Here is a 13672-nt window from a genome sequence, read left to right as displayed (position 1 = left end):
GCAAACTTGAAGTCACCGGCCCGTCGCGGCACCGAGGCTCCGGCGCGGCTGTGGTATCTTCGTCCGCTGGAAGAAGGGGGTCATGCGTGCTCAAAAAACAGTGGCCGGCGTTTGTGCTGGCGTTCGTATTGCCGCTGCTGGCGGTGTTCTGGTGGTGGGGCGGGTTCAACGCCGTCAGCGTGACGGAAACCGACGCCGGGCCTTATCGCTACGCGTATCTGGATTACGAAGGCCCGATCAGCGACATGCGCAAATCGCAGCGTACGGCGCTGGACAAATTCACCGCTGCCGAGGTGGCGGCAGGCGACACCATCAGCGTGATCCTCTCCGACCCGCGCGCCGCCAACGGCAAGGTGCGCGCGCAACTGGGCTATACCCTGGCTGACGCCGCCCCGATCCCCGAAGGGCTGCAGGAAGGCCGCATCGAACGCCGTCCGGTCTTTTCCGCCCGGGTGCAGGCGGCGGTCCTGCTGGCGCCGTCCAAGGCCTATCAGGCGCTGGCCGACACGCTGGCGCCGCGCGGACGGGCCATCGCCATGCCGACGGTCGAGCTGTATCGTCCGGCGGGGCAGGCAAACCGGATCGGCACCTTTACCCTGGAGATGAATCGCTGATGGCTTTCTTCTCCGTCCTCGCCGCTGTCATCCTCGAACACCTGCGTCCGTTGCGGCAGCCGTTGCCGCACTATCGGCACTATTCCCGCTTTACTCAATGGCTGGAGCGCCGTTTCAATGCGGGCGAGTACAGCCATGGCGTCATCGCCTGGATGCTGGCGGTGCTGCCGCTGCTGGTCGCAGTGTGGCTGGTCTTCATCGCGCTCGACGGCATCAGCCCGTTCCTCGGCTGGGTGTGGAATGTGGCCGTGCTGTATCTCACCCTCGGCTTCAAGTACTACAGCGACGACGCCGAGCAGATTGCGCGCCTGCTGCGCGCAGGCGATCTCGAGGGCGCGCGCGCGCGCCTCGACGCCTGGCGCGGCGGCGATGCCAGCCAGTTCAGCGCCGACGAAGTGGCCCGGGTCACCATCGAGCAGGTCACGGCAGCGAGCCACCGCCAGATGTTCGGCGTGCTGTTCTGGTTCGTGCTGCTGGTGCCGCTGGGCCCGGCCGGCGCGGTACTGTTCCGTACCGCCTCGATTCTGGCGCGGCGCTGGAACGCGACCCAGGGATATTTCGGCGCGTACGCGCAGCGTGCCTTCCATGTCATCAACTGGCTGCCTGCGCGGCTGACCGCGCTGACCTACGCCATTGCCGGCAATTTCGAGGACGCCACCTATTGCTGGCGCACCCAGGCGGCCGCCTGGCTGGAGCCGGAAGAGGGCGTGGTGCTCGCCGCCGGCGCCGGCGCCATGGGCGTGCGGCTGGGACAGAGCCTCAGTGTGGGAGACGACACCGTATGGCGGCCCGAACTCGGCACCGGCCAGGTGCCCGACGCCGATTACATCGACAGCGCGGTCAGCATGATCTGGCGCGGTCTGGTGATCTGGCTGGCGGCGGGACTGCTGATCGTCATTGCAGGCTGGGTGGCGTAAGGCTCCATGCTCAACGCGTTATGGGTCGGCTTCTTTCTCGCCGCCTTTCTGATTGCGTCATTCAAACTGGTTTTCCTCGGCGACGCCGAAGTCATGGCGGCGCTGGTGAAGGCACTGTTCGACAGCAGCAAGACTGCGTTTGAAATTGCGCTCGGCCTCACCGGCGTGATGGCGCTGTGGCTGGGGGTGATGAAAATCGGCGAGCGCGCCGGCATGCTCGACGTACTGACGCGCTGGCTGGCGCCGCTGTTCCGCCGCCTGTTCCCCGAGGTGCCGCCCAACCACCCCGCGCTCGGCGCGATGACCATGAACATGGGCGCCAACATGCTCGGGCTGGACAACGCGGCCACGCCGCTCGGCATCAAGGCGATGCAGGAGCTGCAGACGCTCAATCCCTCGAAGGACACCGCCAGCGACGCGCAGATCCTGTTCCTCGTCATCAACACCGCGTCGGTCACGCTGCTGCCGGTGACGATCTTCACCTTCCGCGCGCAGCTCGGCGCGGCCGACCCCACCGACGTGTTCGTGCCGCTCCTGATCGTCACCTACATCGGCACGCTGACCGGGCTGTTCGTCACCGGCTTCTTCCAGAAGCTGCATCTGTGGAACCGCGTCACGCTGGCCTACCTGGGCGGCGCGACCGCGCTGATCGGCGGCCTGGTCGCGTATTTCTCCGCGCTGCCGGCCGCGGAGATGACGCGGCAGTCGTCGATACTGAGCAACGTCGTGCTGTTCGGCATCATCGTCGTCTTCCTGCTGATGGCGGTGAAGCGGCGGATCAATGCCTACGAGGCCTTCGTCGAGGGCGCCAAGGAGGGCTTTCATACCGCGGTCACGATCATTCCATATCTTGTCGCGATGCTGGTGGCGATCGGCGTTTTCCGCGCCAGCGGCGCGCTGGATTTGCTGATGGACGCGCTGCGCGCCGCCGTGCATGGCGCGGGCTTCGACGCGCGCTGGGTCGACGCGATGCCGACCGCGCTGATGAAACCCTTTTCCGGCAGCGGCGCGCGCGCGATGATGATCGACACCATGCAGGCCCACGGCGCCGATTCCTTCGCCGGCCGGCTCGCCTCCATCGTGCAGGGCAGCACCGAGACGACCTTCTACGTGCTCGCGGTGTACTTCGGCGCAGTGGGCATCCGCCGCGTGCGCCACGCCGTCGCCTGCGGACTGATCGCCGACCTCGCCGGCATTCTCGCCGCCATCGGCATCGCCTATCTGTTTTTTGGTGCAGTCGCGTGAAAACCTACGACACCCTCGCCGCGGTCGACCTCGGCTCCAACTCGTTTCGCCTCGAAGTCGCGCGCGTGTCGGGCGACCAGCTCTATCCGCTCGATTCCCTGAAAGAAACCGTGCGCCTCGCCGGCGGCCTCACCGAGGACAAGCAGCTCGACGACGCCGCCCAGGCGCGCGCGCTGGCCTGTCTGCAGCGTTTCGGCGAGCGCCTGCGCGGGCTGTCGCCGGAGGCGGTCCGCTGCGTCGGCACCTCGGCCCTGCGGGTGGCGAAGAACGCCGAGAAATTCATTCCCAGGGCCGAGGCCGCGCTCGGCCACCCGATCGAGATCGTCGCCGGGCGCGAGGAAGCGCGCCTGATCTACCTTGGCGTCGCGCATTCGCTGCCGGCCTCGAACGATCGCCGGCTGGTGGTCGACATCGGCGGCGGCTCGACCGAATTCATCATCGGGCAGGGCCTGAAGCCGCGCGAACGCGAGAGCCTGCACATGGGCTGCGTCAATTTCTCCGGTCGCTTCTTCCCGGGCGGCGCCGTCGACAAGAGCGCGCTGAAGGCGGCGGAAATCGCCGCGCGCGTCGAAGTCGAACGCATCGCGGGCGAATTCTCGCGCGGCAACTGGCAGCAGGCCGTGGGTTCCAGCGGCAGCGCGCGCGCGCTGCGCGAAATTCTCGAACAGAACGGCTGGTCGGCGTGCGGAATCACCGCCGACGGCCTCGACAGGTTGCGTAGCCAATTCATCAAGGCAGGGCATGTCGACGCGCTCGAACTGGCCGGCCTGACGCGCGACCGCCGCCCGGTGATCGCCGGCGGCTTCGCCATCATGGCGGGGTTGTTCGCCGAGCTGGACATCGAACAGATGGACGTGGCCGAGACCGCGATGCGCGAAGGCATCCTCTACGACCTGCTGGGCCGCTTCCACCAGCAGGACATGCGCGCGGCGACGGTGGACGAATTCATGCGCCGCTACCACATCGACACCCGGCAGGCCGAACGCGTCAAGCAGGTGGCGCTGAAACTGCTGGCCGCCAGTGGCGGCGGCGATGAAAACGACCTGCGTTTTCTCGACTGGGCCGCGCGGCTGCACGAAATCGGCCTCATGGTGTCGCACGGCGGCTACCACCGCCATTCCGGCTACATCCTGGAAAACGCCGACATGCCCGGCTTCTCGCGTACCGAGCAGGCGCGCCTGGCGCTGCTGGCACGCGCCCAGCGCGGCGCCCTGGTCAAGCTGCCGGAATTCGCCGCCGCAGCGGTGCCGGACAAGGACCGTCTGCTGGTGTGGCTGCTGCGCCAGGCCGTCATCCTGTGCCGCAGCCGCGCCGAACCGCAGCTGACCGACGTGCAGGTGGCGTTCAACGGCAAACGCATCCGCCTGACGCTGCCCGAAGGCTGGCTGGAACGCCGCCCGCTGACCCAGCGCGCGCTGGACGAAGAAGCCAGCCACTGGGAGACGGTGGGGGTGAAATACAGCATCGTGTAGCGCGACCGCCGCAGACCCGGATCAAAGGTTTTAACAATACTGTTATCATGGTCATTGTTGAGCCGCGTCCCGATGCGTTCATGCATCGCGGCGCATGACATAACAAGATGGACAATAAAAAAGGGTGGAAGGTGTACGGAGACTCCAGCAGATTCGGTGCCCGCATGGGCGCGTGGCGCAGTGTCGTCAAATTGGCGGCGGCAGCAGGGCTCAACCCGGTAGCGGTTTTCTTCAGCGCCTTGCGCGGCGGGCTCGGCACCTTGCTTTGCCTCGGCCTGCTGGCCGGGCCGCCGGCGCTGGCGCAAACCCCGGCCGATATCGAGGCGGCGCAGCGCCAGGCTGAAATTCTCCAGCGCCTGGAACAGGAACGGCTGCTGCGCGAGCAGGAAGAAGCGCGCCGCCGCGCCGAGCGGGTCGACGGTATCGACACGCGGACGCTGCAGCCGGAAATCGTGGTGCCCGACATTGGCGCCGTATGCCGCGAAATTGCCGTGATCACGATCAACGGCGCCCCCAATCTCGCGCCTGCCGTGCGGCAGCGCATCACCGCCGAATTCGCTGGCCGCTGCCTGAATGTCGGCGATATCGAACGCATCCTCGCCGAGATCACCAAGAGTTATATCGACCGCGGCTTCATCGCCACGCGCGTCTACCTGCCGCGCCAGGACCTCGGTACCGGCCGGCTCGAAATCCTGGTCATCGAGGGCGTCGTCGAAAAAATCATGATCAAGGACGGCGACGCGGGGAGCGTGTCGGTCGCCAATGTCTTCCCGGGTATCGAGGGCGAACTGCTCAACCTGCGTGACCTCGAGCAGGGCATCGACCAGATCAACCGGCTCGCATCCAACAATGCGCGACTCGATATCCAGCCGGGCGATCAGGCGGGCGGCAGCGTCGTCGTCGTTCACAACCAGCCGAGTTCGCGCTTTCACTTCAACGTGTCGGTCGACAACCAGGGCTCGCGGGCCACCGGCGACGTCCAGACCGGCGCTACCGTGGTCGCCGACAACCTGCTGGGCTTCAACGATCTCGTGTCCTTCACCCACCGCGAATCGACCCCCGGCGACCCGGACAGCAAGTATTCCCGCAGCGACAACCTCAATTTCAGCGTGCCTTTCGGCTACACGACGCTGTTCGTCGGCGTCAGCCGCTCGCGCTACGCCAGCACCATCGCGCTGCCGAGCGGCCTGGAACTGGTCGCCAGCGGCAGAAGCGAAAACGACAACGTGCGCCTGGATCGCGTGGTGTACCGCGACCAGTCGACGCGCGCTTCGCTGTCGGCGATGCTCACCTCCAAGCGCACGGAAAACTACCTCGACGGACAGCGCCTGGGCGTGAGCAGCCGCAATCTCACGGTGCTCGACCTCGACGGCAGCCTCTACACCGGCCTCGCCGGCGGCGTCGTCGCGCTCGACCTCGGCTACGCCCGCGGCCTCGACGCCTTCGGTGCGCTGAGCGATCCGGGCGCGCTGCCCGACTGGGTGCCGCGCGCCCAGTTCGGCAAATACAAGGTCGGCGTGAATTACGCCCGCCCGTTCCGTCTGTTCGGCCGCGATTTCGGCTTTTCCAGCCAGTTCGCCGCGCAGAAAGCCGAAAGCACGCTGTATGGCTCGGAGCAGATTTTCATCGGCAGCCTCTATTCGGTGCGCGGTTTCGTCAGCAATACGCTGGCGGGCGACGACGGCTACTACTGGCGCAACGAGGTCTCGGTCCGGCAGCCGCTGGCCCTGGGCGACGAGCGCATCTCGACCCGCTTCTACGCCGGATACGATACCGGCGAGGTGCGCAACCGCGTCGCCGGCATACCCGGCGGCCGCCTCGCCGGCATGGTCGTCGGCCTGTCCGCGCAGTGGCGCGGTGCGACCTGGGACTTTTTCACGACCCGCCCGCTGACGCTGCCCGACAGCATGATCAAGGAATCCAGACAGACCTGGTTCCGTCTGGCCTACACGCTCTAGGAAATCAAAATGAACAAAATACATCGCCTGGTCTGGAGTGTGCACACTGGCTGCTGGGTCGCGGTCGCCGAAACGGCGCGCGCCCGCGGCAAGGGGGGCGGCCGCACGGCGGGCAAGGCCTTCCGCGCGGCCCTGCTGGCCTCGGGTTTCGCGGCTGCGCCGGCGCTCGCCGAGCCGCCCGCCACCGTGGTGCCCGTCGGCGGCAACGCCAACGCCTACGTCTCGCCCAACGGCGTGCCGGTGGTGAATATCGGGACGGCGAACGCGTCGGGCCTGTCGCACAACACCTACACCCGCTACGACGTCGAGCTGAAAGGCCTGGTGCTCAACAACGGCAACCGCAGCGAAATGGCGCGCCAGTCGCTGCTGGCCGGCCAGGTGCCGGCCAACCTCAACCTGGTGAACGAGGCGAGCGTCATTCTCAACGAGGTGGTCTCGACCAATCGCAGTACGCTCGCCGGCTTCACCGAGGTCGTCGGCGGCAGGGCCGACGTCATCGTCGCCAACCCGAACGGCATCACCTGCAGCGGCTGCGGATTCATCAACACCGATCGCGTCACGCTCACCACGGGCAGTTCAGACATCGGCGGCGACGGCGCGCTGATCGGCTTCACCGTCAACCGCGGCGACGTGCTGGTCGAGGGGCTTGGCGCCAACGCCAGCACGCAGCAGGTGTTCGACATCGTCGCCCGCTCGGTCAAGGTGGACGGCAACATCAATACCCACGCCAACGGCAGCCTGGGCATCGTCGCGGGCAACAACGCGTGGAGCTATGCCGGGCGCAATGTCACCGGCACCGCCGCCGGCAGCGGCCCGGCGCCGGCCTACGCGGTCGATTCCACCGTGCTGGGCGGCATGTACGCCGGCCGCATCCGCATCATCGCCACCGAAGCGGGCGTCGGCGTGCGTGCGCTGGGCGAAGCCGCGGCCAGCGCCGACGATTTCACGCTGACGAGCGCCGGCAAGATCGAAATCCGGTCGGCGGCGAGCGCGGCGCGCGACCTCGCGCTCACCTCGACGGCGGCCAGCGGCAGCCAGGACATTTTCCTCGACGGCGCCGGCGCTCGCCTGTCCGCCAACCGCAACCTTGCGCTGTCGGCCGCGGCCGGCCAGGTCAGGCTCGCCGATGGCGCGCTCTATGCAGCCAATAATCTCACGCTCGGTGCCGCCACGCTGAGCGACGTGTCGAGCGGCGGCACCCGCTTTGCAGGCGGCACCAACACGCTCGCCACCACCGGCGCGGCCACGATCGACGGCGGCGTCTGGGGCGCGGGCGGCGCGCTGGCGGGCAGCTTCGACAAGCTGTCCATCGGCGCCGGCGGCGCGACGATTCATGCCGGCAGCACGCTCGGCCTGACGACGCTCAACAATCTGGCCCTGGCCAACGCTGCCGTGCGTTCCACCGGCAACCTGGCGCTGACTTCGAACGCCGGTGCGATCAGCACCGGCGCCGGCGCGGGGCAGGGCGTCCAGACCACGGCTGGCAATCTGACCCTCGCCGCTGCTACCGGCCTGAACAACGCCGGCACCGTCACGGCCGACGCCGGCAGCGTCGCCGTGCGCGCCAACGGCAGCGTCGTCAACAGCGGCACACTGCACGCCGGAGCCACGCTGGATATCGCCGACGCGAGCAACGGCAGCAGCGCAAGCGTCGCCAACAGCGGCACGCTGATCGCCGGCGGCGCGCTGGTGCTCAAGGCATCGAGTGTCGCCAACCAGGCGGGCGCGAAGGTGCAGGCTGCGAGCGGCACCACGCTGAGCGCGAACACGCTGGACAACGCCGGCACCTTCATCGCGTCGAGCACGGCGGGCCAGTCGGGGACGTTCGCGCTGGCTTCGCTGAGCAACAGCGGCACCCTGCAGTCGAACGGCGGCCTCGCGCTCAACCTGTCGGATGCCCTGGGCAACAGCGGCAACCTGCTTGCGGCGGGCGCGCTGACGCTGCGCGGAACCGATGGCGCGTACGCCGTGAGCAATATCGGCCGCATGCAGTCGGGCGGGCTGATGGACATCAAGGGGCAGGGCGGCGGTCGCGGCGTCACCGTCAGCGTCGGCGCCAGCGGCGTCATGCTCGGCGGCAGCATGGACCTCAATGCCGGCACGCTGATGGTCAACAACGGCGGCATGGTCAGCACCACCGGCGGCATGACCCTGGGGCTCGACACGCTGTCCTTCGGCGGTTCCAGTTCGCGCATCGTTGCCGCGACCTCGGGCAGCGGCACCGCGACGATCAGCCTGAGCAACGGTTTCAGCAATCCCGGCGCGATCCATTCGGGCGGCACGCTCGGCCTCGATGCGCCGTGGATCAGCAACGGCAGCACCGGCGGCATCTCGGCGCTGGGCACGCTCAACCTCAACGCCACGGGCGGCAACCTCGACAACTACGGGGCGCTGTACGCCGGCAGTCAGCTGAATGCCGGCGCCGCCGCCGACTTCACCAACCACAGCGGCGCCACCCTCGACGCCAACGGCAGCATGGCCCTCTCGGCCGGGTCGGTCTTCACCAACAACCACGCCATCAACGCGCTGCTGGATATTTCGGTGACCGCGCCGACCTTCCGCAACGAGATTCCCGGCGGCGTCCCGACGCGGGTCTGGAGCGCCGTCGCCTGGGGCGACACGGACCTGGTGCACTACTGGTACGAGTACGACTCGCTGATCCCCAGCATCAAATACGACGAGAAGTGGTACTACGAGAAATATGGCTCGCGTTCGCAGTCGTTCGCCACGTCGCTGCCGGCCGTCAAACCGCAGATGATCGCCGGCCGCAACCTGAGCATCGCCGGCTTCAGCGCCGGCTACAACACCGGCGGCGTGCTGGCCGCGAATACCGGCACCCTCACCCTGACGGGCACCGGCAGTTTCACCAACGACGACCTGTCGCTGCAGAGCGAGAGCATCGTCGCGACCTGGTATGACTGGAAAGACTGGAAACTCACGGGAAGCAACTGGCATTACAGCCAGGCGTATACCGAGGTGACGACGCCTTACACCCATTTCAACGCGGGCGCAGGCATCTTTGCCAAGCAGATCGATGCGGCCGGTTTCACGCTGTTCAACAAGGGATCGACGTGGGCGCCGACCACGACGGCGCGCAGCACCGGCGGCGCGACCGCTGTCGGCGGGGCCAATGCGATCAGTTTCGGCGGGCTCGCGATCACGCTGCCGACCAACCCCAATGGCTATTTCGTCGTCAGTCAGAATCCCGCTTCCAGGTATCTGGTCGAGACCAATCCGCTGTTCGCGGTCGGCTCCGGTTTCGTCGGCTCCGACTACATGCTCGAGCACTACGGCTACGATCCCGACACCGTCATGAAACGCCTCGGCGATGCCAACTACGAGGCCTACCTGGTGCGCCAGCAACTGATCGCGGAGACCGGCAATGTCCTCCTCGGCGGCTACGCCAACGAAGCCGAACAGATGAAGCGCCTGATGGAACAGGCGATCGACGAAAGCGCGCGCCAGGGCTTCACCTTCGGCGCGGCGCTGACCCGCGAACAGATCGCCAATCTGCAGGAAGACGTGGTGTGGATGGTGGAGACCACGGTGGCGGGGCAGAAAGTGCTCGCGCCGGTGGTCTATCTTGCCGCGGATACGCGCGCCGCGATCCGGACCGGAGCCGTCATCGCCGGCAAGGACGTCAATCTCGACCTCACGTCGCTGACCAACACCGGCGGCACGATCAGCGGCTCGACTTCGCTCGATGTCGTCTCGCAGGGCGACATCACCAACACCAGCGGCACCATCACCGGCGGCGACGTCTCGCTGAAGTCGACCGAGGGCAGCATCCGCAACGAGACCGCCACCTACGGCAGCGGCAACGACCAGCAGTACGCGACGACGATCGGCAATACCGGAAGCATCACGTCGACCGGCAATCTCGATCTCGACGCCGGGCAGGACATTTCCGTCGTCGGCGGCGAGGTCAGGGCCGGCGGCGACGCTACGCTCAGCGCGGGCGGCAACATCAGCTTCGACACCGTCGTCGACAAGACCACAAGCACCACCGGTTCGGGCCAGCACGTCAGCAGCACCACCACCGAGAAGAACACCGGCTCGACGCTGGAGGCCGGCGGCAGCCTCACCCTGAAGAGCGGCGGCGACACCACCATCGCCGGCAGCGCGGTCAAGGTCGGCGGCGACCTCGAGGTCGACACCGGCGGCGACTTCAATGTGCTTTCACGCGCGGACAAGACCACCACCCATTCCGTCTCCCAGGAGTCGGGCATGGGCGTCGGCGGCGGCGTCTACGGCACCGAAACCACCACCACCGACAGTTTCAAGGCCACCAACTTCGGCTCGGAGATCGTGGTCGGCGGCAACGCCAACATCCAGTCCGAAGGCAGCATGACGCTGCAGGGATCGGACGTGGCGATCGGCGGCGACGCCGCCATCGATGCCAAAAAGGGCATCGCCATTCTCGACGGGCTGGACGAGGAACGCACCACCACCCGGACCGAGACGACGACCTTCCTGAAAATGGAAAACGCCGGCGAAACCGGTACCCACGCCGGCGCCGACAGCCAGGCGACGAGCGGCCAGGGGTACGCCAACGCGGACGCAAGTGCGGGCGCCGGCGCGGAGGCGTCCGGCTCGTCCGACCTCAAGCTGTCCGAAACGACCACCACGACCACCACTTCGGGCTCGAACACCAGCGTGTCGTCCAACCTCACGGTGGGCGGCAATCTGAAGGCGAGCACCGAGGGCACCCTGACCGTCCAGGGTTCGAACGTCGAGTCGGGCGGCGACATGGAACTCGACGCGAACAAGGTCGAAGTGCTGACCGGGCGTAACGAGACCTGGAGCACTACCGAGACCACGCGCGTCTCGACCGGTCTTTTCAACGAGGGCGAAGCGTCGGCCGGGGCGGGCGCCGAGGCGCAGGCCAGGGCGGGCACCGCCGGGACCGACGCCAGCGCCAGTGCGGGTGCCAAGGCCGAGGGCAGCGGCACCAGCACGCTCGGGGTGAAGATCGAAGAAGAGGAAACCACCGCGTACCAGCTCAGCAACACCGGTTCGACGCTGAAGTCCGGCGGCAGCATGACGATCAAGGCGACCGAGGATGCCCGTTTTGTCGGCGCCGAGGTCGAGTCGGGCGGCGACATGAGCATTGCGGCAAAGAACATCATCAACGAGGCCGCGCAGGACATCGAGATCAACACCTCGTCCAGGACCACGCACACGACCGGCATCTACGTCGACGCCGACGCTAGTGCGGAGGCTCGGGCCGAAGCCGACGTCGGCAGGATCGACATCGGCGGCGACCCGGCCCGGGCTGAAGCCGGCGCCGAGGCCGAGGCCAACGCCAGCGCCGGTCTGCGCTACAAGAACGAGCAGGAATCCAGCGTCGAGGGGTCGATCACCCAGGTGACGTCCAGCTTCAAGTCGGGAGGGAACCTCACCCGCAAGGCCGAGGACACCATCATCGACCAGGGTACCCAGATCGAAGCCGGCGGCAACATCAACCAGGAAGCACGCGAGATTCGCGACGTCGCGGTCCACGATTCGAGCTTTTCGAGCACGGATTCGTCGAGCCATGACGCCCGGCTCGGCGTCGGCGCCGGCGCGTCGGCGAGCGCCGGCGCCAGCGCCAGCGACGGGGCAGAAGTCGACGCCGGCGCCGGTGCCGGTTTCCGTGCCAAGTACGAGGGCACGATCGGCAGCGAGAGCGAAAGCAGCACGACGGCCGTGACGACGCGCTACAAGGCCGGCGGCAGCATCAATTCCACGTCGGAAGAGCAGACGACGCTGATCGGTACCCAGTTCGAGGCCGGCGGCGACGTCAACATCGAGGCCGGTTCGCTCGACTACAAGGCGGCGCAGGATACGACGCGCAGGACCGCCGGCAACCAGGAGATCAACGCCGAGCTCAAGGTCGACGTGGTCGGCAAGGCCGGCGGCAGCCTCGAGGCCGGCTACGCCAACGAAGCGTCCAGCGAATCGACCGGCACCGCGCGCACGGGCGGCATCAACGCCGGCGGCAACCTCACGATCAAGACCCGGGGCGACGCCAGCTTCGAAGGCACCCAGCTCGAAGCCGGCGACAAGGCCGATATCTCGGCCGGCGGCAGCGTCGATTTCAAGGCCGCGCACGACACCAGCGAAAGCCGTTCGTCGAACATCGACGCCAGTCTGGAACTGAACGCCAGCAAGAGCAGCAAGGGCGGCTCGGCGAGCGGCGGCTACGCGCAGGAAGAGAGCAGCAGCAGCACCGCGCAGACCGGCAGCATCAAGGCGGGCGGCGGCGGCATCAGCATCTCGGCGGGCAGGGACGCGAGCTTCGAAGGTACGACGCTCGGCAGCAGCGGCGACACCGCGATCGAGGCGGGCGGCAACGTCAATCTCAAGGCCGCACAGGACACGTCGACCCGCAGCGGCTTCAGCGTCGAGGCGGGCGTCGGCGGCGGAAAAGGCAGCGACGGCAGCAGTTCCGGCGAGGGATCGATCGGCGGCGGCGCGCATTACGCCGACAAGCTGGAGTCGACCGGCACCTCGATCAACTCGGGAGGCAGCGTGAGCATCAAGGGCGGCAACGTCGTCAACCAGGAGGCCCGCATCCAGTCGCAGGACGGCACCCGGGTGAGCGGCAACCAGATCCAGCAGAAGGCCGCGAACCACGACTTTTCGGTCGGGATCGAATTGAGCGTCTCGGGCAAGGGCGAAACACCGGCAAAGTAGGTATTTCCGTCGAGTCCGCGGGCCGGGATGACCGGCCCGTTTTTTCTGCGTTGCCAGTCCGGGCCCGCCGCGGCGTTTGCCCGCTTTCTGCCCTGCCTTGTTCTGCATGCGCAGAAACCGTCCCCATGCATGCTGCGCAGCGCGCGCAACCCGGGCAGATCGGCTACGGATAGGGTCCGCCAGGCCATGAACAGGGTGACCGACTTCTGCGTATCCGCTGCCGTCCAGCATCAATCTAAATATAAATATATCGATATATTCGATATGTATTATACAAAAATATCGTTTGTCGAATAGTTCCCGAATATCTACTCTGGCGCCTTCACGCTTGTCAGAAAAAAAGGGAGCCCATCGATGCAAAAAGAAGACACCCTGGTCCTTGAGCCGGAAGGAAACTCCCTGGTTCCATCGGGCTCACCCGCGATTCTTCGCGAGCTCACGGCCGAGGCGGGAATTTCGATCAACGGCGATGCTCCATGGGATATCCAGGTATTCGACGACGATGTCTATCGGCTCGTTCTGACGAAAGGTTCGCTCGGTTTCGGTGAAGCCTATATGGACGGAATGTGGGAATGCGACCGCCTGGACCAGCTCTTCCACCGCCTGCTGGGCAGCCATGCCGAAGAAAAAATCGACAACTGGTCGCGGCTGCGCCTGCTGGGCGAAATCCTGCGCCACAGCCTGTTCAATCTCCAATCCAGCCAGCGAGCCTTCCAGGTGGGAGAGCAGCACTACGACATCGGCAACGACGTGTTCGAGGCCATGCTCGACCCCAGCATGAGCTATTC

6 protein-coding genes and 1 pseudogene are annotated in these 13672 nt (G+C 66.8%); all 7 read left to right on the top strand.

Features of this window, described 5'->3' with window-relative positions; all coding sequences use genetic code 11:
* Nucleotides 1-86: 86 nt before the first annotated feature.
* Complete coding sequence (locus Q0L94_RS03695; protein ID WP_296750179.1) at nt 87-614, top strand: hypothetical protein; 528 nt, start codon at nt 87-89, stop codon at nt 612-614.
* On the top strand, nt 614-1531 hold the full coding sequence (locus tag Q0L94_RS03690; protein ID WP_296750177.1) for a CobD/CbiB family protein: 918 nt from the start codon (nt 614-616) through the stop codon (nt 1529-1531). Before Q0L94_RS03695 ends, Q0L94_RS03690 begins: the two co-directional genes overlap by 1 nt.
* A gap of 6 nt (nt 1532-1537) precedes the next feature.
* A complete protein-coding gene (locus Q0L94_RS03685; protein WP_296750176.1) occupies nt 1538-2776 on the top strand; it encodes a spore maturation protein in 1239 nt (412 codons plus the stop codon).
* Nucleotides 2773-4248: an exopolyphosphatase gene (gene ppx / locus Q0L94_RS03680; RefSeq protein WP_296750174.1), complete on the top strand. Its 1476-nt coding sequence runs from the start codon at nt 2773-2775 to the stop codon at nt 4246-4248. The genes Q0L94_RS03685 and ppx overlap by 4 nt, the downstream gene beginning before the upstream one ends.
* A gap of 164 nt (nt 4249-4412) precedes the next feature.
* Nucleotides 4413-6206, top strand: coding sequence for a ShlB/FhaC/HecB family hemolysin secretion/activation protein (locus tag Q0L94_RS03675; protein ID WP_296750173.1), 1794 nt, complete (start codon nt 4413-4415; stop codon nt 6204-6206).
* 9 nt (nt 6207-6215) lie between these two features.
* The gene (locus tag Q0L94_RS03670; RefSeq protein ID WP_296750172.1) at nt 6216-12884 is read left to right on the top strand and encodes a hemagglutinin repeat-containing protein; all 6669 of its coding nucleotides are present in this window, start codon (nt 6216-6218) and stop codon (nt 12882-12884) included.
* 354 nt (nt 12885-13238) lie between these two features.
* A pseudogene (locus Q0L94_RS03665) lies at nt 13239-13672 on the top strand (class I SAM-dependent methyltransferase); the annotation flags it as partial.

The organism is Thiobacillus sp., from assembly GCF_024708915.1.
The sequence above is the reverse complement of the archived record's forward strand: the minus strand, read 5'-3'. Positions and strand labels throughout refer to the sequence as shown.